19 protein-coding genes are annotated in these 22,284 nt (G+C 66.6%); 10 read left to right on the top strand and 9 right to left on the bottom strand.

The window, feature by feature from the left end; all coding sequences use genetic code 11:
• Positions 1-85 precede the first annotated feature (85 nt).
• Positions 86-1,549 carry a glucose-6-phosphate dehydrogenase gene (gene zwf / locus WQQ_RS16195; RefSeq protein ID WP_007186309.1) on the top strand — a complete coding sequence of 488 codons (1,464 nt, stop codon included), beginning with the start codon at positions 86-88 and terminating at the stop codon, positions 1,547-1,549.
• Between the two features lie 6 nt (positions 1,550-1,555).
• On the opposite strand, the gene WQQ_RS16200 is transcribed toward zwf, so the two are convergent.
• The 5 genes from WQQ_RS16200 to clpB all read right to left on the bottom strand — a co-directional run bounded on the left by WQQ_RS16200 (position 1,556) and on the right by clpB (position 9,050).
• The gene (locus tag WQQ_RS16200) at positions 1,556-1,753 is read right to left on the bottom strand and encodes a histidine kinase (RefSeq protein ID WP_007186310.1); all 198 of its coding nucleotides are present in this window, start codon (positions 1,751-1,753) and stop codon (positions 1,556-1,558) included.
• A 131-nt stretch (positions 1,754-1,884) separates the two neighbouring features.
• On the bottom strand, positions 1,885-3,084 hold the full coding sequence (locus WQQ_RS16205) for a mechanosensitive ion channel domain-containing protein (protein WP_007186311.1): 1,200 nt from the start codon (positions 3,082-3,084) through the stop codon (positions 1,885-1,887).
• 105 nt (positions 3,085-3,189) lie between these two features.
• On the bottom strand, positions 3,190-3,873 hold the full coding sequence (locus tag WQQ_RS16210) for a GH12 family glycosyl hydrolase domain-containing protein (protein ID WP_007186312.1): 684 nt from the start codon (positions 3,871-3,873) through the stop codon (positions 3,190-3,192).
• 3 nt (positions 3,874-3,876) lie between these two features.
• Positions 3,877-6,195, bottom strand: coding sequence for a TonB-dependent receptor (locus tag WQQ_RS16215; protein ID WP_007186313.1), 2,319 nt, complete (start codon positions 6,193-6,195; stop codon positions 3,877-3,879).
• A gap of 263 nt (positions 6,196-6,458) precedes the next feature.
• Positions 6,459-9,050 carry an ATP-dependent chaperone ClpB gene (clpB, locus tag WQQ_RS16220; RefSeq protein WP_007186314.1) on the bottom strand — a complete coding sequence of 864 codons (2,592 nt, stop codon included), beginning with the start codon at positions 9,048-9,050 and terminating at the stop codon, positions 6,459-6,461.
• 199 nt (positions 9,051-9,249) lie between these two features.
• Here clpB and WQQ_RS16225 point away from each other — a divergent pair, with 199 nt between their 5' ends.
• Genes WQQ_RS16225 through WQQ_RS16235 form a run of 3 tightly spaced genes read left to right on the top strand, consistent with a single transcriptional unit; the run spans position 9,250 to position 11,293 of the window.
• Complete coding sequence (locus WQQ_RS16225; RefSeq protein WP_007186315.1) at positions 9,250-9,993, top strand: hypothetical protein; 744 nt, start codon at positions 9,250-9,252, stop codon at positions 9,991-9,993.
• Between the two features lie 51 nt (positions 9,994-10,044).
• On the top strand, positions 10,045-10,575 hold the full coding sequence (locus WQQ_RS16230; protein ID WP_007186316.1) for a sigma-70 family RNA polymerase sigma factor: 531 nt from the start codon (positions 10,045-10,047) through the stop codon (positions 10,573-10,575).
• Positions 10,568-11,293 carry an anti-sigma factor family protein gene (locus WQQ_RS16235; protein ID WP_007186317.1) on the top strand — a complete coding sequence of 242 codons (726 nt, stop codon included), beginning with the start codon at positions 10,568-10,570 and terminating at the stop codon, positions 11,291-11,293. The genes WQQ_RS16230 and WQQ_RS16235 overlap by 8 nt, the downstream gene beginning before the upstream one ends.
• Positions 11,294-11,446: 153 nt before the next feature.
• Here WQQ_RS16235 and WQQ_RS16240 read toward each other — a convergent pair whose 3' ends face one another.
• Positions 11,447-14,944, bottom strand: coding sequence for a PAS domain-containing hybrid sensor histidine kinase/response regulator (locus WQQ_RS16240; protein WP_007186318.1), 3,498 nt, complete (start codon positions 14,942-14,944; stop codon positions 11,447-11,449).
• A 151-nt stretch (positions 14,945-15,095) separates the two neighbouring features.
• Between WQQ_RS16240 and WQQ_RS16245 the strand changes: the two genes are divergently transcribed.
• The 3 genes from WQQ_RS16245 (at position 15,096) to WQQ_RS16255 (ending at position 17,665) form a co-directional block, all read left to right on the top strand.
• Complete coding sequence (locus WQQ_RS16245) at positions 15,096-15,455, top strand: DUF485 domain-containing protein (protein ID WP_007186319.1); 360 nt, start codon at positions 15,096-15,098, stop codon at positions 15,453-15,455.
• The gene (locus WQQ_RS16250; RefSeq protein ID WP_040454262.1) at positions 15,452-17,110 is read left to right on the top strand and encodes a cation acetate symporter; all 1,659 of its coding nucleotides are present in this window, start codon (positions 15,452-15,454) and stop codon (positions 17,108-17,110) included. The genes WQQ_RS16245 and WQQ_RS16250 overlap by 4 nt, the downstream gene beginning before the upstream one ends.
• A gap of 180 nt (positions 17,111-17,290) precedes the next feature.
• The gene (locus WQQ_RS16255) at positions 17,291-17,665 is read left to right on the top strand and encodes a hypothetical protein (RefSeq protein WP_007186321.1); all 375 of its coding nucleotides are present in this window, start codon (positions 17,291-17,293) and stop codon (positions 17,663-17,665) included.
• A 77-nt stretch (positions 17,666-17,742) separates the two neighbouring features.
• On the opposite strand, the gene WQQ_RS16260 is transcribed toward WQQ_RS16255, so the two are convergent.
• Positions 17,743-18,384, bottom strand: a complete 642-nt coding sequence (locus WQQ_RS16260) for a LysE family translocator (RefSeq protein WP_007186322.1) — start codon at positions 18,382-18,384, stop codon at positions 17,743-17,745.
• Positions 18,381-18,941, bottom strand: a complete 561-nt coding sequence (locus tag WQQ_RS16265; RefSeq protein WP_007186323.1) for a GNAT family N-acetyltransferase — start codon at positions 18,939-18,941, stop codon at positions 18,381-18,383. Before WQQ_RS16265 ends, WQQ_RS16260 begins: the two co-directional genes overlap by 4 nt.
• 85 nt (positions 18,942-19,026) lie before the next feature.
• Between WQQ_RS16265 and WQQ_RS16270 the strand changes: the two genes are divergently transcribed.
• From WQQ_RS16270 to WQQ_RS16280, 3 genes are read left to right on the top strand one after another with little or no spacing between them, the layout of a single operon-like run.
• Complete coding sequence (locus tag WQQ_RS16270) at positions 19,027-19,671, top strand: RNA polymerase sigma factor (protein ID WP_007186324.1); 645 nt, start codon at positions 19,027-19,029, stop codon at positions 19,669-19,671.
• Positions 19,668-20,279, top strand: coding sequence for a hypothetical protein (locus WQQ_RS16275; RefSeq protein WP_007186325.1), 612 nt, complete (start codon positions 19,668-19,670; stop codon positions 20,277-20,279). Before WQQ_RS16270 ends, WQQ_RS16275 begins: the two co-directional genes overlap by 4 nt.
• Before the next feature lie 29 nt (positions 20,280-20,308).
• Positions 20,309-21,214 (top strand): DUF4097 family beta strand repeat-containing protein, encoded by a 906-nt coding sequence (locus tag WQQ_RS16280; protein WP_007186326.1) that lies wholly within the window; start codon positions 20,309-20,311, stop codon positions 21,212-21,214.
• 21 nt (positions 21,215-21,235) lie between these two features.
• Here WQQ_RS16280 and WQQ_RS16285 read toward each other — a convergent pair whose 3' ends face one another.
• A complete protein-coding gene (locus WQQ_RS16285) occupies positions 21,236-22,282 on the bottom strand; it encodes a glycosyltransferase family 2 protein (protein ID WP_083844599.1) in 1,047 nt (348 codons plus the stop codon).
• Positions 22,283-22,284 lie beyond the last annotated feature (2 nt).

A 22,284-nucleotide genomic window follows, 5' to 3' on the forward strand; every position in this document is an offset into this window, starting at 1 on the left:
AGGAAAGACTCGCCATCGGCCGGTTATGCTGGCGCTCGTCTTGCTACGCATACGGCGGGCATTCGGACGAGCAAGGAGTAATCACGTGGCGAAAGTTCATCCCGGCGTCGGACCGCGGTTTCCGCAGGTGGTGGTGCTGATCGGTGCCACCGGCGATCTGTCGCGGCGCAAGTTGCTGCCGGGGCTGTTCCATCTGTCCAACGCGGGCTTCATTCCGGGCTGCCGCATCATCGGCGTCTCGCTCGACGAGATCGATGCCGAGGGCTTTCGCGGCATCGCCCGCCAGGCGCTCGAAGATTTCTCCACGCGCAAGCCGAGCGCCTCGGAGTGGGAGGCCTTCGCGGCCACGCTCGATTACGTGCCGCTGTCGTCGGCCGAGCGCACGCTCAAGGGCGCGGTCGAGCGCGCGCAGCAGTCGCTCGGGGGCGAGACGCGGCTGCTGCACTATCTCAGCGTGCCGCCGAACGCGGCGCTGCCGGCGGTGCGCATGCTGCACGCCGCAGGGCTGTCGCAGGGCTCGCGCATCATCATGGAAAAGCCCTTCGGAACCGACCTGGCGAGTGCGGTTTCGCTCAACGCGAACCTGCACGAAGTCTTCAGCGAGCAGCAGATCTTTCGCATCGATCACTTCCTCGGCAAGGAGCCGGCGCAGAACATCCTCGCGTTCCGCTTCGCCAACGGCCTGTTCGAGCCGATCTGGAACCGCAATTTCATCGACCACGTGCAGATCGACGTGCCCGAGACGCTGGGCCTGGGCAAACGCTCGGCGTTCTACGAGCAGGTCGGGGCGTTTCGCGACATGGTGGTGACGCACCTGTTCCAGATCCTGGGCTTCATGGCGATGGAAGCGCCCACCTCGCTCGAGCCGGCGCCGATCAGCGAGGAGAAGAACAAGGTCTTCCGCAGCCTGCTGCCGCTGGAGCCGGCCAACGTCGTGCGCGGCCAGTACGCGGGCTATCGCAGCGAGGAGGGCGTCGATCCGGCGTCGGAGACCGAAACCTTCATCGCGCTCAAGTGCCACATCGACAACTGGCGCTGGGCCGGCGTGCCGTTCTACCTGCGCACCGGCAAGCGGCTCGCGGAGGGCCAGCGCATCATTTCGATCGCGTTTCGCGAGCCGCCCAAGCGCATGTTCCCGCCGGGCTCCGGCGTCGGCGCGCAGGGACCGGATCATCTGACCTTCGATCTGGCCGATGCCTCCAAGGTTTCGCTGTCGTTCTACGGCAAGCGGCCCGGCCCCGGCATGCGGCTCGACAAGCTGAGCCTGCAGTTCGCGATGCACGACACCGGCCTGATCGGCGATGTGCTCGAAGCCTACGAGCGCCTGATTCTCGATGCCATGCGCGGCGACCACACGCTGTTCACCACGGCCGACGGCATCGAGCGCCTGTGGGAAGTCTCCGCTCCGCTGCTCGAAAACCCGCCGCCGGTGCGCTTCTACGAGCCCGGCTCCTGGGGGCCGAAGGCGATCCACCAGCTGGTGGCTCCGCATGCCTGGCGGCTGCCGTTCGAACGCGCCTGGCGCGATCCGAACCGCGTCGGCGCCTGAGACCGCTCAGGAGCCTGGAGCGTCGAGCGGAGCGCTGACTGGCGCGTCGACGGGAAAGCGCAGGCCGAAGGGGGTGCCGGCCTCGCCCGAGTCGACGTCGATGCGCCCCTCGTGCGCGCGGGCGAGCTCCGCGGCGATGAACAAGCCCAGCCCCAGTCCGTCGGCCTGCGCCTTGTGGGTACCTTCGAGGCCTTCGCCGAGCATTACGGGCGGGTCGGCACTGTGGGTCATCCGGGGGCATGACGCTCCAGCCGTGGGCCGAGAGGGTTCAGGGCCTGGAGTGTAGTCGCGCTCCCGGAGCAGGTCATTGATGAAGCGAAATAAAGCGCCTGGAGTCAATTCGGGGCCGGCGCCGCTCCCGTCCCCGATGCCGCGATCGGCGCCGGCGGCGGCTCGTGCGTCTGCGGAGCCGTCGGCGTCGGCGAGCTTTCCGGCGCATGCGGCTCGGGGATCGGCGAGGGCACGGCCTCGGGCGCTTCGCCTTTCATGATCTCGGCGCGCAGATGCGGTAGGTAGAGCGGGTATTCGCGCGCGATGAAGGCGATGAGCCCTTCGCGTACGCGGCAGCGCAGGTCGAAATTGCGCCCCGAGTTCTCCGATGACAGCAGCACGCGCAACTGCATGGTGCTGTTGCTCGTATCGGTCACCTGCACGATGCCCACGCGGCCGTCCCAGTCCTTGTCCTGCTCGCAGAGCCGCGTCACTTCGGCGCGCACCGGGTCGACCGGCAGCCGGTAGTCCACCCACAGCATCACCGTGCCGAGAATCTGCGAGGTCTTGCGCGTCCAGTTCTGGAACGGCTTCTCGATGAAATACTGCAGCGGCACCACGAGCCGGCGCTGGTCCCAGATCGCCACCACCACGTAGGTGCCGTTGATCTCTTCGACGCGGCCCCATTCGCCTTCGAGCACGAGCACGTCGTCGATGCGGATCGGCTGCGTCAGCGCGATCTGCAGGCCCGCGAGCATGTTGCCGAGCACCGGCTTGGCCGCCAGGCCCACCGCCAGACCGGCGATGCCGGCCGACGCGAGCAGGCTCGCGCCCACCTGGCGCACGCCCGGAAACGTCATCAGTGCGATCGACGTGCCGATCAGCAGGATCACGCCGTACAGCGTGCGCGTGAGCACCTTGGTCTGCGTGAGCAGCGATCGCGCGCGCAGGTTGTCGGCCGCGTCGTAAGGGTTCATCGCGACGATCGCCTCGCCGGCCACGCGCACGCAGCGCAGCAGGAAGATGGTCATGGCGGCGATCAGCGTCACGCCGATTCCATGTCGCACCGGGCCGATGGCCGTCAGATCGTTCGGCGCCGCCTGCAGCACCACGTTGAGCGCGATCATCGACACGACGAAAGTCAGCGGCACCTCGGTGCGCCGCACGATCAGGCCGAGCACCGAGTGATGGCTGGTGGCGCGCGTCGCCGCGAGCCGGAAGATGCGCATGACCAGCAGCACGACCAGCAGCGCGACCGCCGCCGCGAATCCGGTCCAGGCCCAAGGCGGTGCCTGGTTGCGCAAATAGTCCAGCAGTCCGTTCATGAGATTCCCTTCTCGTGTTGAAGCTTTGGGTTTTGCGTTTCGACCTCGGCAGCCGGCGTGCCCGCGTGGCTTTGCCGAAGTTTCAGATGAAGCTTCCCGATGTTTTCAGCCGATGTCGAGGCTGTACTTCTCGATCGCCGTGCGGCCCTTGCCGAAGGCGATCTCATTTCCGAACTCGATGCTCGCGATAAGTTCGCTTCCATCGAGCTTTTTTCGTGCAAGAAGCTCGCGCACGAAGATCATCAGGTCGATCACGCCCGCCGGCATTTCATCGCGCAGCACGTACGCGTAGTAGCGCCAGTGCTGCATGGCGGCTTCGAACAGATCGGCTTTCCCGTACGGGGTGTCGATGGTCGCGACGCAATCGCCTGCTGGTGAAAGACCGCGTTTTGCAACCCACACCATGACCTCGGCCTGAACGTGCTCGGGCCTGGCTTGCGCATCATCGACGAGCCAGAGTTCGAAGGCCGCGTTGTAGCGGCCCTTGGCGCGGGTCTGCGTGACGTAGGCGATGCGAATGCGCTCGATCGCGGCGAGCGGCGCAGGCAGCGTCTCCAGCGTCGAATGATCGAGAAAGGGCTTCTTGCCGTGGATGATCTCGGGATACGCGACGACTTGGGAGGCATCGTGCCCGGCACTCGCGGGCCAATCCCACTGCCAGCCGAGCTCGTCGCCGGGCGGCGTCGAGGCGCTCTGCGGCGGATCGTCGCCCGCGTAGCCCCAGGCGTTGTTCTGCACGCAGCCATTGCCGTAGGGCAGCAGCGCATGGTTCTTGTGGATGCGGGGCATGCCTCAAAATTCGACGATCAGATTCGCCGACAGCCTTCGGCCGCGATCCGCGCGCGACGCCACGTAGTTTCCCGCCGCGAGCGGCTGGTCGAGCACCTGGTCGACGATCACTTCGCGCGTGAGATTGCGGGCGGCCAGGCTCAAGGTCCAGCCGCCGGCGCGCGTGCCGAACACGAGGCGTCCGTTCAACTCCGTGGTCGCCTTCTGCAGCGTCACCGGGTCGAGATCGACATCGACGTAGCGCTGGCTGCGATACAGCGTTTCGATCGCGAGCGTGGCGAGCAGATCGCGCGGCAGCGGCAGCGTGAACGACGGAATCGCGGCCGCGGTCCAGCGTGGCGCGTTCGACAGCGTGCGGTCGCCCAGATCCTGCGTGGAGTCTTCCGACGTCGCAGGCGCGGGCGCATCGGGATAACGGCGGTAGTACGCGTCGGCGTAACCGGCCGAGCCGTAGAAGGCGAGGCCGCGCAGCGGCAGCATCCAATGCACTTCGAGTTCACCGCCGCGCGAGCGCGCGCTCGCCGCATTCAGAAACACCGGTGCCGCGGCACCGCTGTCGGTCGCGAAGGTCGAGACCTGCAAGTTGTCGAAGCGCGTATCGAACAATGCCGCGCTCAAGCGCAGCGAGCCTTGCAGCAGGCGCGCCTTGGCGCCGAGTTCGAGGCTCGTCGCGCGCTCGGGGTCGAACTCCAGGTTGCGATCGTTGAGCGGCAGCGCGTTGAAGCCACCGCTTTTGTAGCCGCGTGTCCAGGTCAAGTAGGTGTTGGCGTTCGGAAGCAGCTGCCACTTGAGCCCGAGCTTGGGCGAGAACTCGGTTTCGGTGCGGCTCAGGCGCGTGTCGTGATCGTTCTGATCGGCGATCAGCGGAATCAGGAAGCCTTCGGCCGTGCTCGTGAAATGGCCCTGCTTGTGCTCGCGTCCGACACGCGCGCCGGCGATCAGCGCCCAGTCGTCGAGGATGAAATATTCCATCTGCCCGAAGATCGCCTGCGTGCTGGTCTTCTGGTCCAGCGTCACGTAAGCGGCCTGATCGCCACCGAGCAGCGGATTGAGCACCGGGTTCAGCAGATCGACGAGCCGGCCCACCGGAAACGCCAGCCGCGTGAGCGGCATGCCGAGCAGTTGCAGCCCCGCATTCGCGTTCGGAGCGCCGCTTTGCGCGGCAGTGACGTAGGACAGCGCGGCGCCGAGGTCTTCGACGCGGAAGACGTCGTTGGCGTTGAGCGTGGATTCGTACCAATAGCCGCCGATGACGAAATCGATGGAGTGGCCAAAGCCGAGCACGTTGTCGTCGTGCCCGGTGAAGCGGAATTCCTGGCTCAGCTGGCGAAACGGGCTCGGGTCGATCAGCGTGTCGCGGATGAACGGGACCGGGCTGAAATCCGCATCGATGTCGCGGTCTTCGATCACTTGCCGCGCATAGGCGCTGATCGCGGTGAAGTCGAGCTTGTCGATGCCGCGGAGGCCATCGAGCGGATAATCGACCGTCGCGTTGGCGCCGGCGAAGCGCGTCGCCCCGCGTGCGGGCACGTTGGCCGAGTTGCGAAAATCGAGCCGGCCTTCGGCATCCGCGTCGTACTGCCGCATGAGCTGCAGCATCGGATCGGAAACTTTGATGAGCTGGAAGTTGTTGGCGTTGAGCCGCTGATCGGAATAGAAGGCGCCGATGTCGGTGCGGATCTTGTCGGAGTCGTAGCGCACGCGCAGGCGCAGCGTGTCCTGGGCCACGTTCACTTCGTCGCGATCGAGATCGGTGTTGAACAGCTCGCCCTGGTCGTCGCGCGAGAAATTGCCGGACAGGCGCGCGGACCAATGCTCGTCGAAGACCATGTTGAGCACCGGTCGCACGGCGTATTCGCCGCTGTCCGAAACGAATGCTTCACCAACGCCGCCATTGCCGGAATCGGGGGCGCGCGTGACGAGGTTGAAGACGCCGGCCGTGCTGTTCTTGCCGAACAAGGTGCCTTGCGGCCCGCGCAGCACTTCCATGCGCGAGACGTCGTTGAAGAACACCGAAAGGAAATTGGATCGGCCATAGAACACGCCGTCGACGACGGTGCCGACCGAAGGCTCGAAGCCCGCATTGGTCGACAAGGTGCCGAAGCCGCGCACGAAGAAATCGCCACCGGTCGGCGACAGCGCAATGGTGACGTTGCCGACGTAGCCCTGCAGATCCGCGAAACCGGTGGCCCCGCTCTGCTGGAACAGTTCACCATCGACGGTGCCGACCGACAGCGGAACGCGCTCGATGCTTTGCGCGGTTTTTTGTGCGGTGACGATGATTTCGGGCAGTTCGGCTGCTGGCGCATCGTCATTGGCCATCGCCGCAGGTGATGAGCAGGCGAGTGCCAGTGTGGCGATGCAAAGACGAGCTGGCCGATTCGAGACTGGCATCCACTTCCCCAGAAAAAGCAGGGGCGGATTGTGCCGAATATGAGGCTTGGATGCCCTCTCCCGCTTGCGGGAGAGGGTGGTCCGAAGGACCGGGAGAGGGAAGACCCCAGAGAAACGCTCATTCTCCAGGCCGACCCTCTCTCCCTGCGGCGGGACTCTCTCCCGCACGCGGGAGAGAGGAAAACACAACCTCAACCCGCAGCGAAAGAAACCTTGCCGTCGCTCACGCCGACCGCGATCCGGTCACCCGCCGCAAACCGCCCATCCAGAATCTGCAAGGCCAGCGGGTTCTCGACCAGCGTCTGGATCGCGCGCTTGAGCGGGCGCGCGCCGTACACCGGGTCGTAGCCGGCCTCGGCGATCTTGTCGAGCGCCGCATCGCTGAACTCGATCGCGATGTTGCGCTCGGCGAGCCGCTTGACCACGTTCTGCGACTGCACCTTGGCGATCGAGCGAATCTGCTGCGAACCCAGTGGATGGAACACCACCGACTCGTCGATGCGGTTGATGAACTCGGGCCGGAAATGCTGGCCGACCACGGTCATCACCGCCTCGCGAATCGCAGCGTAATCGTTGCTCGAAGACTGCGTGCTCATCATGTCCTGGATCAGGTTGGACCCGAGGTTGCTCGTCATCACGATGACCGCGTTGCGGAAGTCCACGGTGCGGCCCTGGCCGTCGGTCAGTCGCCCATCGTCGAGCACTTGCAGCAGCACGTTGAACACGTCCGGATGCGCCTTCTCCACTTCATCGAGCAACACCACGGAGTAGGGGCGGCGACGCACGGCCTCGGTCAGATAACCGCCTTCCTCGAAGCCCACGTAGCCCGGAGGTGCGCCGATCAGGCGAGCCACGGAGTGACGCTCCATGAACTCGCTCATGTCGATGCGCACCATCGCTTCCTCGGTGTCGAACAAGAAGCTCGCGAGCGCCTTGCAGAGTTCGGTCTTGCCGACGCCGGTCGGGCCAAGGAACAGGAACGAGCCGATCGGCCGGTTCGGATCGGACAGCCCGGCGCGCGAGCGACGAATCGCATTGCTGACTGCGGTCACCGCCTCGTTCTGGCCGACCACGCGCTGATGCAGCGCCTCTTCCATGCGCAGCAGCTTGTCGCGCTCGCCTTCCATGAGCTTGGCGACCGGAATGCCGGTCCAGCGGGCGACGACTTCGGCGATTTCCTCCTCGGTCACGTTGTTGCGCACGAGCGTGGCCTTGGTCTGCTTCTGCTCGGTGCTCGCGGCCGCGAGGCGGCGTTCGAGCTCGGGCAGCTTGCCGTACTGCAATTCGGCCATGCGCGACAGATCGCCCGCGCGACGCGCGGTTTCCATGTCCAGGCGCACGCGCTCGATCTCTTCCTTGATGTGCGCGGAGCCCGACACCGTGGCCATTTCGGCCTTCCAGATTTCTTCGAGATCGGCGTACTCGCGCTCGAGCTTGACGATGTCCTCTTCGAGCGCGGTGAGCGAGCGCTTGGCGCCTTCGTCCTTCTCCTTCTTGAGCGCTTCGCGCTCGATCTTGAGCTGGATCAGGCGGCGTTCGAGCCTATCCATCGCCTCGGGCTTGGAATCCTTTTCGATGCGAATGCGCGAAGCGGCCTCGTCGATCAGGTCGATGGCCTTGTCGGGCAGGTTGCGGTCGGTGATGTAGCGATGGCTGAGCTTGGCCGCGGCCACGATCGCGCCGTCGGTGATGTCGACGCCGTGATGCAGCTCGTAGCGCGCCTTGAGCCCGCGCAGGATCGCGATGCTGTCCTCGACGCTGGGTTCGCCGACGAGCACCTTCTGGAAGCGGCGTTCGAGCGCCGCATCCTTCTCGATGTACTTGCGATATTCGTCGAGCGTGGTGGCGCCGATGCAATGCAGCTCACCGCGCGCGAGCGCCGGCTTGAGCATGTTGCCCGCGTCCATCGCGCCATCGGCCTTGCCGGCACCGACCAGCGTGTGGATCTCGTCGATGAACAGGATCACGCCGCCTTCGGCCTTCGACAGATCGCCGAGCACGTTCTTGAGGCGCTCCTCGAACTCGCCGCGGAACTTGGCGCCCGCGATCAGGCTGCCGAGGTCGAGCGAGAGCAGGCGCTTGTTCTTGAGCGACTCGGGCACTTCGCCGTTGACGATGCGCTGCGCAAGGCCTTCGACGATCGCGGTCTTGCCCACGCCGGGCTCGCCGATCAGCGCCGGATTGTTCTTGGTGCGGCGCGAGAGCACTTGAATGAGCCGGCGGATTTCCTCATCGCGGCCGATCACCGGATCGAGCTTGCCCGAGCGCGCGCGCTCGGTCAGATCGATCGTGTACTTCTCGAGCGACTGGCGGTTTTCCTCGGCGTTCTGCGAATCGACCTTGGCACCGTTGCGCAGCTTGTCGATGGCGGCCGACAGCGTTTCCTTGCGCGCGCCGGATTCCTTCAGCGCGCGGCCGAGCGCGCCCTTGTCGTCGAGCGCGGCGAGCAGGAACAGCTCGCTCGAGATGAACTGATCCTTCTTCTCCTGCGCGAGCTTGTCGGTCAGGTTGAGCAGGCGGTTGAGCTCCTGGCTCACGTTGACGTCGCCGGTGGCCTGGCCCAGGCGCGGCAGCGCCTCGACGGCCTGGTTGAGCCGGCTGCGCAGGCCGTTCAGATCGACGCCCGCGTTCTGCAGCAGCGGCGTCACCGCGCTGCGTTCGAGATTGAGCAGGGCGAGCGCCAGATGCACGGGCTCGATGGCCGCGCTGTCGCGGCCGACGGCCAGGCTCTGCGCATCGGCGAGCGCCTGCTGGAACTGCGTGGTCAGTTTGTCCATGCGCATTGCACGGTCCTCGTAGTGGCTGGATGCCCTCTATCTGCGGTGTCCAGCGCAGCTTTCAAGGGAAGTGGGCGGGAGCATGCCGTCGCGAGGCCGGCCTCGCCTTGACCGGGATCAGCTTCCGGGGCGGGTGAGGGAATAAAGCCGCGGCGGCAGGCGTATACGCAGTGAAGAGCCATTGCTTCGACCTGGAAACCCAAGCTTGAAAGACCGCAGCAATTCGCCCCTGAAGCGGGGCCTGGGCCTGCTATGCCTGTTCGTCGGAACCGTGTGCTGGGCCGATGGCGGCGGCCGCGATCACGCCGCTTACCCGGTGATTCCGGAGCCGATGGTGTTCGACATGATGAGGCCGCTCGGCGCGGCCCGAGGCGAGACGGAGATCAACGCGCTCGGCACGGTCCCGCTGTCGGGCGAATCTCGCGAGATCGCCTGGGCCCCGGAGATCGAATACGCCTTCGCCGACGGCTACGCCATCGAGTTCGAGCTGCCGTTCGGCAATTCGCAACTGCTCGAATACAAGCTCGGCCTGCAGGCCGCGTTCGGCACCTTCGATGGCGGCCGTTCCGCGCATGGCGTGCAGTATCTGGGCATTTACGAGCGCGATGGCGGCGACTACCTGAGCAGCCTCATCTACATGCTCGGGCATCGCTACGGCGGCGGCTGGAGCAGCATGAGCATGATCGGCCTCGGCGACATCGGCGGGCTCAGCGCGCGGGCTCGCAACGATGTGATCCTCAACCATTCCACGTTCTGGTCCACCGACCAGACCACGCTGGGCCTCGAGGTCAATTACCGCGACGGCGAGCACGAGAGCGTGCTGCTGATGCCGCAGCTGCACCGCAAGCTGCCGGCCTCGTTCAACCTGCAGGCCGGCGTGGGCAGCGAAAAGCGGCGCGGCGACTCGTTCCGCCCCCAGATCGGCCTGCGCCTGGTTCGCGAGCTTTGACGCCGTGCGCGGGCGATGGAATAAATCCGCCCTCGCATGCGTATAGCTCCCATGTCGGATTCCCTGTTCGCCCACATCGCCGAAGACCTCGCCGCCATGCGGCGCTACGCGCGCTCGCTGTGCGCGGACGCGAGCCGGGCCGACGACGTGGTGCAGGATGCGCTGCTCAAGGCGATCGAGAAGCGCACGAGTTTCGATGCGCAGCGTTCGCGTCGCTCGTGGCTGCTCGCGATCGTGCACAACGTCTTCGTCTCGGGGCTGCGTCGCCAGCAGGCCGAGGCGCAGCGTGACCAGCGCTTCGCCGAATCGCTGATCGAGCGGATGCAGGTGGAGCCCGAGCAGCGCGGCCGCCTGGCCGAGGTGGCGCGCAGTTTCGCCGCGCTGCCCGAGGCGCAGCGCGAGGTGCTGCATCTGGTGGCGGTCGAAGGGCTCAGCTACCAGCAGGCGGCCGAGGTGCTCGGCGTGCCGATCGGCACCGTCATGTCGAGGCTCAGCCGGGCGCGGGCGGCCATGCGGACACTCGATACGCCAGAGCGTTGCGCCTCGCTGCGCATCGTCGGAGGAGGACGACACGATGACTGATCCGATCACGCCGGCCGAGCTCGACGCCTACGTCGACGGCCAGCTCGATCTCGAGCGGCGCTTCGCGGTGGAACATCATCTGGCGGCGCATCCCGAGCTCGCGGCGCGGGTCATGACGGACCTCGGCACGCGCAGCGGCCTGCAGCTGCTGCACCAGGGCCTGGCGCCGGCGCGCGCCGAGATCGCCGGGCTCGCGCAACGCCTGCAGGCTCCGCGGCGGCGACGCCTGTTCGGGCCCGCCGCGATGGCCGCGGCGTTCGGCTTCGTCGCGATCTCGGCGCTGCTGCTGAGCCGATCGTACGCGCCACCCGATTACGTCATCGATGCGGAAATCTCGCATCGCGCGGCGATGCTGCGCGCGACCATGGATTCGCAGCTCGAAAGCCCGGGCTTCGATGCCGAAGAGATCCTCAAGGCCACGCAGATCAGCATGCCCTCGCTGCCCGAAGGCTGGCACGTCACCGACGTTCAGCTGTTTCCGAGCCAGCGCGGACTCGCCTTGCTGATCGCGGTCAAGACCTCGGCCGGCCAGCCGTTGTCGATCTTCGCGTTGCGCCAGCGCAGCCGCGCGCCGGCGCGCCCGGATGCGGTGCGCGAAGGCACGTACTCGGTGGCTTACTGGAGCGAGAACGGCATGTCGTACGCGCTGACCGGCGACGACGAGCCGAGCGCGATCGATGCCACCGCAGAGGCGCTCGCGGAGCTGTGGAAATCCTGACGGAACGTCGATCGGGCGGCGGTGCTCGGCAGTTTGCCCGCACAGGCGTTCACCCGCGCGTGCATACCCGTACGCTCCGGCTTCTGCGCTCCGTCCTCATGCGACCCGCGTGCGCTCGCGACGCTTGATCGGCGTGTCGTTGCGGCGGCCCGGTCAAGGCTCCTGACTCACCAGCCGGCTCATGAGCGCGCGCAAGGCGGCGGGCTTCACGGGCTTGGGCAGCAGCGCGAAGCCGTGCTCCTGCGCGTCCTTGCGTGCCTGCTGGGTGTGGTCCGCCGTGAGCACGATGCCCGGCACCGAGCGCCGCCAAGCCTGGCGCAGGCGTTCGGCGACCGCGACGCCACTGACGTCCGCGTCGAGGTGATAGTCGACGAGCATCAGCTCCGGTACGCGATCCGCGCCGACGTCGCGCGCGCCGGCTTCATCGGTCGAGGCGATCACGTCGCAACCCCAGCTCTGCAGCAGCGCGACGAGCCCAGCGAGCACCGCCGGTTCGTTGTCGATGCACAGGATCAGGCGACCGGCGAGCGCATGGCCCGAAGGTGCGGGCCGCACGGGCGCGGAGCGCAGGCGCGAGCGCGTGCCGAGCGGCACCGTCAACGCGAACACGCTGCCGCGACCGGGCCACGATCGCAGGCCGATCGGATGGTCGAGCATGCGGGCGATGCGATCGACGATCGCCAGGCCCAGGCCCATGCCGCGCTCGCCGCGCGCGTCCTGTGCCTGCAGGCGGCGGAATTCCTCGAAGATCACCTGTTGCTGTTCGGCTGCGATGCCCGGTCCGGTGTCCCAGACCTCGATGCGCAGATGACCGTTGCCGATGCGCCGGCAACCCAGCAGCAAGCGGCCGCTCACGGTGTAGCGCAAGGCGTTGGACAGCAAGTTCTGGACGATGCGTCGCAAGAAGCGCGGATCGCTCTCGATCACCGCGCTGCTGCGCCGGTAGCGAAAGCGCAGGCCACTCTTGGCCGCGAGCGCGCGGAACTCGGCGGCGAGCGGATCGAGCACGTCGGCGACGACGAAATGCTCGCGTCTCGGCGCTTGCGAGCGGGCATCGAGGCGCGACATGTCGAGCAGGCCCGAGAGCAGGGTTTCGGCCGCAGACAGCGAATCCTCGGCTTGCTTGACCAGCGCGCTCTGCGGCTCGGCGAGCGCTGCGCGGTCGATCGCCGACGTGAACAGGCGCGCCGCGTTGAGCGGCTGCACCAGATCGTGCGAAGCCGAGGCCAGAAAGCGCGTCTTGGCCTCATCGGCCTGTTCGGCCGCGCGCTTGGCGGCTGCGAGCTGGGCGTTGAGCGCGGTCAGTTCGGCGGTACGTTCGGCGACGCGCGATTCGAGCGTTTCGTTGATCTCGCGCAGGGCGTCTTCGTTGCGCTTGTAGTCGCTGACGTCGGAGTAGCTCGTCACGAATCCGCCGCCCGGCATCGGGTTGCCGCGAATCTCGATGACCATGCCGTTGGGTAGCTCGCGCTGGTGCATGTAGTCATTGCCGCGGCGCATGTGATCGAGCCGGCGCGCGATCGCTTCGTGCGTGGCTTCTCCGCCGCTGAGCAGCCCGCGCTCGGCGTTGTGGCGCATCACCTCTTCGATCGGCCGGCCCACCGTGATCAGTTCGGGCGGGTACTCGAACAGATCGAGATAGCGCTGGTTCCAGGCCACCAGGCGCAGGTCGGCGTCGACCACCGATACGCCCTGCGCGAGATGTTCGAGTGTCGCGCGCATGAGCTCGCGGTTGAACTGGATGACATGCGAGGTCTCGTCGAGCAGGCGCACCACGTCTTCGATCTGCATGTCGCGTCCGCGCAGCGTCGAAGCGAGCACCAGGCGCGCGGACGAGCTGCCGACCGCGCTCGCGAGCAGGTGCTCGACGTAGCGCGCCTGCGCGGGCTCGATGCGCGCATCGAGTTGCAGCACGCGGCCCGATCGCGCGCCGTACTCGGCGATGTAGCCGCGTGCACGCTCGGCGCCGAAGAAGCGTTCGAGCAGGGTCTGCAGATCGCCGACGGTGGCGTTCGAGCGCGGCGGCACGATCGGCAGATCGGGCTGCTGGTTCTCGTCTTCGAGAAAGCGCGAGGTACTCAGGCGGTCACGCAGGCCGGGCGTGGATGCAAGCGAAACGACGACGAAGACCAGCAGGTGAAGTGCGAGGCTGACGAGCGTTCCATGCGTGATCAGATCGAGCCCGTCGAGCCCGAACATCGCCACCGGGCGCAGCCAGCCGATGCCGAGCGGCCCTTCGCCGAGCAAGGCGATGCCCAGCGGTGAACCCTGCATGACGGTCGGCAGCAGCAGCACGTAGCACCAGCTCGCGAATCCGGCGACGAGCCCGGCGATGGCCCCTTCGTAGGTCGAGCGCCGCCAGTAGAGGCCGGCGACGAGCGCGGGCAGAAAATGCAGCACGGCCGAGAACGACAGCAGGCCGATCGACGCGAGCGAACCCGGTCCCGTGAACAGCCGGTAGTACAGGTAGGCGAGCATCAGCAGGGCGACGATGGTCGCGCGGCGGATGGTTTTGACGATGCGCGAAAGATCAGTGCGCCCGGCCAGGCCCAGGCGTTGCCAGCTCAGCAGCAAGGGCATCGCGACTTCGTTGCAGATCATCGTCGACAAGGCGACGCTCGAGACGATGACCATGCTGGTTCCGGCCGAGAAACCGCCCAGATACGCGATCAGCGCGAGCCACGGATGGCCTTGCGAAAGTGGCAGCGCGAGCACGTAGGCATCGGTCGGCGTGGGGCTCGGAAGGTAGTGGACGCCGGCGGCCATGATCGGCATCACGAGCACGCTGATCAGACCCAGATAGAGCGGGAACATCCAGCGTGCGGTGCGCAGGTCGGCGGTACCGGCGTTCTCGACGACGGTGACATGAAATTGCCGTGGCAGACACAGCGCGGCAGCCCCCGCGAGCAAGGTCTGCGTCGCGAAACCGAGCTGCCAGTCGGCCTGTTGCAGCGATTCCGAAACCTGCGGCAGCGCCAGCGCCTGCGCATACGCATCGCCGATTCCGTCGAAAAGGCCGTAGCAGGCGTAAAGGCCGACGGCGATGAACGCGAGCAGCTTGCAGATCGATTCGAACGCGATCGCCAGCATCATGCCGTGATGGTTCTCGGTCGACAGTACGTGCCGAGTGCCGAACAAAATCGCGAACAATGCGAGCAGGAACGAGATCAGCAGGGCGTTGCCGTCCGCGCGTCCGGCCGGTGCCGGGCCGACGAGCACGTCGAAGCTGAAAGCCACCGCCTTGATCTGCAGTGCGATGTAGGGCAGCACGCCGAACACCGCGATCAAGGTGACGAGCATCGCGAGCTTCTGATGGCGCCCATAGCGGGCGCCGATGAAGTCGGCGATCGAGGTGATGTTGTGGCGCTTGCTGATCGCAACGATGCGACGAAGCATGGTGTAACCGAATACGAACAGCAGCGCGGGGCCGAGGTAGATCGGCAGGAAATCCCAGCCGCTGGTGGCCGCGCGGCCGGCCGCGCCGTAGAAGGTCCACGAGGTGCAGTAGACCCCCAGGCCCAGAGCGTAGACCCAGTGCTTGCGCACCGGCTTGCCGAGCCTGCGCGCCCTGCGGTCGCCGTAGAAGGCGATGCCGAACAGCAGGGCGACGTAGGTCGCCGAGGTCAGAAATAGCAGCCAACTGGGGAGCAAGGGGGGTCCTGGTTTTATCCGGCTCGCGGGCATTAGACCAAAGTCTTCATGCGGCACGACATTTTTAAGACCAACGTCGCATGGCCCCGGCTCGCGGGCCGCGCCTATTCTGGCTCGCATAGCAGTTCATAAGAACCGAGAGGAGAAAATCATGAATGCCCCCGCAGCGCCCGTGGCCGACGTTCTCACGGCGGAAGAATCCGCCGCCCTGCCGCCCGATGTCCGCCGCATCTACCAAAGCCCGGCCTTCGCACGGCTGCGCGCCCGCCGTGGACGCTTCGCGATCGTGCTGACCGTGCTGATGTGCACGATCTACTACGGCTTCATCCTGACTGTCGCGTTCGCGCCGAAGCTGCTCGCGATCAAGATCGACGACGTGATCACCATCGGCATGCCGGTCGGGCTCGGCGTGATCCTGTCGGCCATCGTGCTCACGGGCATCTACGTCTGGCGCGCCAACGGCGAGTTCGATCGCCTCGCGGCCGAAGCGCTCAAGGGGGCCAAGTCATGAGCCGCCTTCGACTCTTGCTCGCGGGCCTCGTCGCACTGCTGATGCAGCAGCCGGCATTCGCCGCCGCGCTCGAAGGCCAGGCGCAGAAGCAGCCGCTCAACCTCACCGCCATCATCATGTTCTTCGCGTTCGTCGCGGCGACGCTCGGGATCACCTATTGGGCGGCACGGCGCACCAAGTCGCGCGCGGATTTCTACACCGCGGGCGGCGGCATCACGGGCTTTCAGAACGGTATGGCGATCGCGGGCGATTACATGTCTGCGGCTTCGTTCCTGGGCATTTCGGCGCTCGTGTTCGGCTCGGGCTTCGACGGGCTGATCTACTCGATCGGTTTCCTGGTCGGCTGGCCGGTGATCATGTTCATGATCGCCGAGCGCCTGCGCAATCTCGGCAAGTTCACCTTCGCCGACGTGGCGAGTTATCGGCTGCAGCAGAAGCCCATCCGCATGCTGTCCGCGGCCGGAACGCTGGTGGTGGTGTCGTTCTACCTGATCGCGCAGATGGTCGGCGCGGGCCAGCTCATCAAGCTGCTGTTCGGGCTCGACTACGACATCGCGGTCGTCATCGTCGGCGTGCTGATGATCGTCTACGTGACCTTCGGCGGCATGCTCGCGACCACCTGGGTGCAGATCATCAAGGCGATCCTGCTGCTCGGCGGCGCGAGCTTCATGGCCTTCATGGTGATGGCCAAGATGGGCTTCTCGTTCGACACGCTGTTCCGCAGCGCGGTGTCGGCGCACGCGGATGGCGAGGCGATCATGGCGCCCGGCAAGTTCGTCAAGGATCCGGTCTCGGCGGTGTCGCTGGGCCTCGCGCTGATGTTCGGCACCGCTGGCCTGCCGCACATCCTCATGCGCTTCTTCACGGTCAAGGACGCGGTCGAGGCACGCAAGAGCGTGCTCTACGCGACCGGCTTCATCGGCTACTTCTACATCCTGACCTTCATCATCGGCTTCGGCGCGATCGTGCTCGTCGGCACCAACGCGTTCTATCTCGACGGTACCGGCCTGCGCGGCGGCAGCAACATGGCGGCCGTGCACCTGGCACATGCGGTCGGCGGCGATCTGTTCCTCGGTTTCATTTCGGCCGTGGCCTTCGCGACGATTCTCGCGGTGGTCGCCGGGCTCACACTGTCGGGGGCGGCGGCGGTCTCGCATGACCTGTACGCGAACGTGTTCAAGCGCGGCAAGGCCAACGATGCCGAAGAATTGCGTGTCTCGCGCTACGCCACTATCGCGCTCGGCATTCTGGCGATCGGCCTGGGCATCGCGTTCGAGAAGCAGAACGTGGCCTTCATGGTCGGCCTGGCGTTCGCGATCGCGGCGAGCGCGAACTTCCCGATCATCCTGCTGGCGATGCTCTGGCGCGGCCTGACCACGCGCGGCGCCCTGATCGGCGGCGGGCTCGGCCTGTTGACCGCGGTGATGCTCACGGTACTGAGCCCGGCGGTCTGGGTGAAGGTGCTTGGCAACGCCGAGGCGATCTTCCCGTACGACGCGCCCGCGCTGTTCTCGATGACGGTGGCCTTCGTCGGCTGCTGGCTGGGATCGATCAGCGACCGCAGCACGGCCGCGCGCACGGAAGCCCTGCGCTACGGCGAACAGCTGGTGCGCTCGGAAACGGGTTACGGAGCGACGGGGGCTTCGAGCCACTGAGTCCTGCGGCTGCCCGCCCGGCGACACTCTGTGATTCACGTCGGGTGACGATACCGCCCCGATCATGGTCGCGAGTCACAACCGCGTAGCGATTCGCTCCAGGAGCGGCGGCACTGAGATGCGAAAATCCATGATGATTCGAGCGGATCACCTCCGCTCGAATCGCCACCAAGGATTTCCATGTTTCGTGCTGTCATCGCGTTGTTTGTCAGCGCCTGCCTGATCGGTTGTACCTCGATGAAGGCGGTCGAGGTGCCGGCTCCGGGTGCGCCGCAGATTTCCGTAGGCGACACCGTCCATGTGACGACCAAAACCAATACGGCCTACACGCTCCAGATCACGGAGATTTCGAACACGTTCATGGTGGGAAAGGATGACGCCGGCAGGCAATCCAAGATCGGATTCGATCAGATCAAGGCGTTGGAAGTGAAGAAGAGCGCTGCGGCAAAAACCGCAGGCGCAGGGCTTGGAGCCGGCGTGTTGGTCGCGGTGGTTCTCTTCGTCGTCGGAATCATCGCTTTCGGAAAAGCGATGGAATCGTCGGGCAAGAATTGAGCTTGGTTTCCGCGTGTGCTGAAAGGTGCTCGATCTTCGTCGTCGAGCGGCCTATCCGACCTGCGTATTCGGTGAGTTCAATTCACCGGCAACAAGCTCAGTAGCCCGAGCCCAACCAGCAGCACGCCCATGCCGCGATCGATCCAGTGCGCCTGTTTTTGCAGGCGCTCGCGCAGGGCCTGGTGCCCAAGGCCCCAGGCGACCAGGCTGAACCAGAGCATCGTCGTTCCGGCCATCCAGGCGCCGAGGCCCAGGCGCAGGGCGATCGAGGTGTCGCGGGTGATGACGGTGGAGCACAGGGCGACGAAGAACATCATCACCTTCGGGTTCAGCAGATTGGTCGCCAGGCCGATGCCGAAGCTGCGCGCCGAGCCCGGCACGGCCCCGGCGGCGCTGGGCTCGGCCGGCGGCGTCGGCCTGGCACGCAAGGCCGAGACGCCCATGTAGAGCAGGAAAGCCGCGCCGCCGTAGCGCAGCAGCTCCAGCAGCAGCGGAAAGCGCTCCACCACCCAGCCGAGCCCGAACATCGCCCAGGCGACATGGAACGCGATGCCGCTGCCGATGCCGAGCGCGGTCCAGACCCCGGTGCTGCGCCCATGCGCGAGCGTCTGCCGGGCCACCATCGCGAAGTCCGGCCCGGGCGAGCTGACCGCGAGCAGATGCGCCCCGGCGACGAGTGCGAACAATGATTGCGGCGATTCGGACAAGGTCGCGCTCATGCGCTGCGGCGCGCGCCGGGCCAGGGGCCGTCGGGCTCGCCGACCTCGGGCACGATCAGGCTCTCGGTCTTGTAGATCGACAGGCCGCGCGCCTCGTAATTGGCCAGCGCATGCGGGCCGTCGAGCGTGCAGGTGTGCACCCAGACGCGCCGGGTCGGGCCCATCGCCCAGGCACGCTGGATGCCTTCGGACAGCAGCCAGCCGCCGAGCCCCTGGCCGATGAATTCGGGCAGCAGGCCGAAATAGACGATCTCCACGTCCTCGCCGCTGCGCTGCAGCTCGAGCTCGAGGTAGCCGGCCGGCGTGCCGCGCCGGTAGAGCACCCAGGTCTGCACTTCGTCGCGGTTCAGGTACTGCATCCAGCGCTCGTAGTTCCAGACCAGGCGGTCGCGCCAGTACCAGTCGCCGCCGACCGCGGTATAGAGGAAGCGGTTCAGCGGCGGGCTCGGCACCTCGGCGCGGATCAGGGCGACGTCGTTGGCCTGCGCGGACGCGGCGGCCTTGAGCTCGGCCGGCGAGAACGACTGCAGGTAAGTGATGGTGACGGTGGTGGCCATGCGGCAAGCTGCTCCGGATCAGCGCGTCGCCTATTGTAGGTGCGCGTAAACCTTCGGCCGGGTTCGCGCATCAGACCTGCAAATGATGTCGACCATCGCCTACCGCCAATTGGAGACCGCGCCCCTGTCGCCGCCGATGCCGCAGCCGACCCAGCCCGCCGCCGCTGCGCCGACCGCCGATGACGTCACCGATCTGGGGCTCGCCCGCACGGCCGCGGCCGGCGATGCGCGCGCCTTCGAGCAGCTGTACCGGCGACACGTGCGGCGCGTCTACGGCCTGTGTTGCCGGCTCGTCAACGGAGACGAGCGCAAGGCCGAGCAGGCCACCCAGGACGCCTTCGTGCGCGCCTGGGAGAAGCTCGGCAGCTTTCGCGGCGACAGCCAGTTCTCGACCTGGCTGCACCGGCTCACGGTCAACCTGGTGCTCGGCGAGTACCGGCTCATGCGGCGCTGGGTGTCGTTCGACGATCTGCTCGTCGACGCCGCCGGCGAGGCTGAAGGCGAGGGCGACGCGGCCTTCGGCGAGCATCCGCAGCAGCGCATCGGGCAGCGCCTGGACCTCGAACGGGCGCTCGCCAAATTGCCGCCCGGTGCGCGCAGCGTGCTGCTGCTGCATGACATCGAGGGTTACAAACACGAGGAAATCGCGGAGCTGACCGGCATCGCCGTCGGCACCTCGAAGGCGCAGCTGCACCGCGCCCGCAAGCTCATGAAGGAGTGGCTGGAATGAACATGCACGACGACGAAGACGACCACCCGGTCGATCGCGTGCCGGGACTCGAACGCCTGACGATGGAGCGCGAGCCCTCGCGCGACCTGTGGGCCGGCATCGAGGCCCGACTCGATGCGCGTGAAAAGGGCCGCGCCGAGCCGGCGCCCCCACAGCGCCCGGCGTTCGGGACGAAGACCCTGCGCCCGCGCCGCCGCAGCTGGCTGCCGATGGCCGCGGCAGCGAGCTTCACGGCCGCCATCGTCTCGCTGATGCTGGTCGGCAAGCTGCCCGGATCGATGGCCGACCCGGACGGCGCGTCGCAGCCGCCGGTCGCCTCGGCCGAGCCGGCGACCACGAAGTTCGCCCGCAGCGTCGCGCCCTCTGCAGCCGCGTTCGACGGCGGAGCCCAGGCCGTGCCGGCCAGCTGGCGCTCGGCTCCGGTGGAGCTGCGCAAACAGAATCGCGGGCTCATCAAGGCCAACCTCAAGCTCGTCGACAACGCCGAGGCGCAGCTGCGCCGGGCGATGGCCGAAGATCCGCAATCCGCTTATCTGCAGCGTCTGCTGGTGACCACACAGGGCCAGCAGCAGAACCTGCATCACCTGCTCGACAAAGCTCAGCGCTGAAAAGGCCGCTTCGCGGCTACGGAGTCCTTATGTTCAAAATCCCATTCCCCCACACGCGGTCGCTCAATCCGGCGCTGATGCTGGTCGCCGCCGCGCTGCTGTCGGTCACCAGCGCCTGGGCCGAAACGCCGATCGACGAGCGTCATCCGCTCGATGCCGACGGCCAGCTGCACGTCTCCAATGTCTGCGGGCTCATCGAGGTCAGCGCCTGGTCCAGAAACGAAGTGCAGATCAGCGGCACGCTCGGCGACGGCGTCGACAAGCTCGACGTCAGCGGCAACAAGAACAAGCTCGAAGTGCTGGTGCGCAATCCGAACAAGCGCCGCGACGTCGGCGACACCACGCTGACGATCAAGGTGCCGGCGAACGCGCAGCTGCAGCTCGACGGCGTGAGTTCCGACATCGTCGTCAACGGCTCGCGCGGGGCAGTGACGGCGGCGACGGTGTCCGGCGACGTGCGGCTCAAGCTTGAATCCACGCGTCTCGAAGCGCGCACCGTCAGCGGCGACATCGACGTGCAGGCCCCGAGCCGCGACAGCAAGCTCAACACGGTCAGCGGCGACATCAACGCGCGCGGGCTGTCGGGCAAGCTCGTGCTCGAAACCGTGTCGGGCGATGCCGAGGTGGCCGGCGCGGCTGCCTTCAGCGAGCTCAAGCTCAAGTCGATCTCGGGCGATCTGGAGCTCGACGGCGAATTCACGGCCGATGCGCGCGTCAGCGGCGAGACGCTGTCGGGCGACCTGCGCATGCGGGTTCCGGCCTCGGTGTCGGCCGCGCTGAACGTCAACACCTTCAGCGGCGGCTTCAACAACCGCATCGCCGGAGCGGTCGCCACCAGCGGTTCCAAGGGCAAGCGCGAGATCAAGCTCGGCGACGGCAAGGCGCGCGTCGATCTGTCGAGCTTCTCGGGCGACGTGACGATCGAGAACCGCTGACAGAGTCGCCGGCCGTTCGCTTCAGTCCGCGCGGCGGCCGCCCAGTGCCTGCCGCTGCGGCGCATCGGCAAGACGATCGCGCCAATGCTTGACGAGCCCGAACGGCAGCGCCAGCAGCAGCCAGGTACGCGATTCGATTTGCCCGCACTGTGCGCGCAAGCCGATGCCGGCATTGCAGGCATGGCGGACATACTGCAGATGCGCCTCGAAGCGCTGGCCCGGCGAGAAGCCGACGGTGTGGCGATTGGCCTCGTCGCGATAGCACAGGGCCATGCCGCGTGGCGATGAAACGCGCAGCCTGCGCACCGAAGCCGACAGGCCGTCGCGCTGATACTCGAACAACTGAAAACTCTCGTTGACGAAGCGCGTGCGGTACCGCTGCGCGAGCTGTTTGATGACAAACGATTCGCGCATGAAGCGTTCGCCCTCGAACACCGGAAACGGATGCCGCATCAGCAGGTCGCGCCGATACGCGCCAGGCTTGTCGCCGCTGATTCCCCAGCGCTGTTTCATCTGCAGGAAATCCGAATCCCAGACATCGTGCGGATACGGATCGCCGGCCAGGCGGCGGCTCGACCAGTGCAATCCGTGGCCGAGCACGGCGCAATAAGCCTGCTTTTTCGCAGCCGGAATCGAAGCCCACGCATCGGCCATTTTCCGCAGCGCATCGGGCAGCAGCTGATCGTCCGAGCCCAGCACCACGATGTATTCGCCGCGTGCCTGGCGAACGCCGAGGTTGTAAGCCGAGTGCGCTCCGCCGTTGGGCTTCCAGATCGAAGTCACCGGCAGCCCCGTCCGTTGCGACCAGCGACGGACTTCGCCGAGTGTGCCGTCGCTCGATCCATCGTCGACCACCACGATCTCGAAGTCGCTGAACTCCTGGGCGGCGACGCTGTTCAACGCGCGAGTCACCAGATGAGCCCGGTTGTAAGTCGGAATCAGAACGGTGAACAGCGGTGGTGGTTTGCGTGGTGCCGAGACCGGCGGTGGCGGATGGGCCGGTTTTCGGTGCGGACCGACTACCTCGGCGACCGGTCCGCACCGTCTCGCCGTCCTTCCATGGCTCATGT

Origin of the sequence: Hydrocarboniphaga effusa AP103 (assembly GCF_000271305.1) — a bacterium.
Classification (GTDB): Bacteria; Pseudomonadota; Gammaproteobacteria; order Nevskiales; family Nevskiaceae; genus Hydrocarboniphaga; species Hydrocarboniphaga effusa.

Coding starts and splice junctions, on each gene's coding strand:
- WQQ_RS16200 (WP_007186310.1), bottom strand. CDS start 1,753: ATGCTCGGCGAAGGCCTCGAAGGTACCCACAAGGCGCAGGCCGACGGA.
- WQQ_RS16205 (WP_007186311.1), bottom strand. CDS start 3,084: ATGAACGGACTGCTGGACTATTTGCGCAACCAGGCACCGCCTTGGGCC.
- WQQ_RS16210 (WP_007186312.1), bottom strand. CDS start 3,873: ATGCCCCGCATCCACAAGAACCATGCGCTGCTGCCCTACGGCAATGGC.
- WQQ_RS16215 (WP_007186313.1), bottom strand. CDS start 6,195: ATGGCCAATGACGATGCGCCAGCAGCCGAACTGCCCGAAATCATCGTC.
- clpB (WP_007186314.1), bottom strand. CDS start 9,050: ATGCGCATGGACAAACTGACCACGCAGTTCCAGCAGGCGCTCGCCGAT.
- WQQ_RS16230 (WP_007186316.1), top strand. CDS start 10,045: ATGTCGGATTCCCTGTTCGCCCACATCGCCGAAGACCTCGCCGCCATG.
- WQQ_RS16235 (WP_007186317.1), top strand. CDS start 10,568: ATGACTGATCCGATCACGCCGGCCGAGCTCGACGCCTACGTCGACGGC.
- WQQ_RS16245 (WP_007186319.1), top strand. CDS start 15,096: ATGAATGCCCCCGCAGCGCCCGTGGCCGACGTTCTCACGGCGGAAGAA.
- WQQ_RS16250 (WP_040454262.1), top strand. CDS start 15,452: ATGAGCCGCCTTCGACTCTTGCTCGCGGGCCTCGTCGCACTGCTGATG.
- WQQ_RS16255 (WP_007186321.1), top strand. CDS start 17,291: ATGTTTCGTGCTGTCATCGCGTTGTTTGTCAGCGCCTGCCTGATCGGT.
- WQQ_RS16260 (WP_007186322.1), bottom strand. CDS start 18,384: ATGAGCGCGACCTTGTCCGAATCGCCGCAATCATTGTTCGCACTCGTC.
- WQQ_RS16265 (WP_007186323.1), bottom strand. CDS start 18,941: ATGGCCACCACCGTCACCATCACTTACCTGCAGTCGTTCTCGCCGGCC.
- WQQ_RS16270 (WP_007186324.1), top strand. CDS start 19,027: ATGTCGACCATCGCCTACCGCCAATTGGAGACCGCGCCCCTGTCGCCG.
- WQQ_RS16275 (WP_007186325.1), top strand. CDS start 19,668: ATGAACATGCACGACGACGAAGACGACCACCCGGTCGATCGCGTGCCG.
- WQQ_RS16280 (WP_007186326.1), top strand. CDS start 20,309: ATGTTCAAAATCCCATTCCCCCACACGCGGTCGCTCAATCCGGCGCTG.
- WQQ_RS16285 (WP_083844599.1), bottom strand. CDS start 22,282: ATGAGCCATGGAAGGACGGCGAGACGGTGCGGACCGGTCGCCGAGGTA.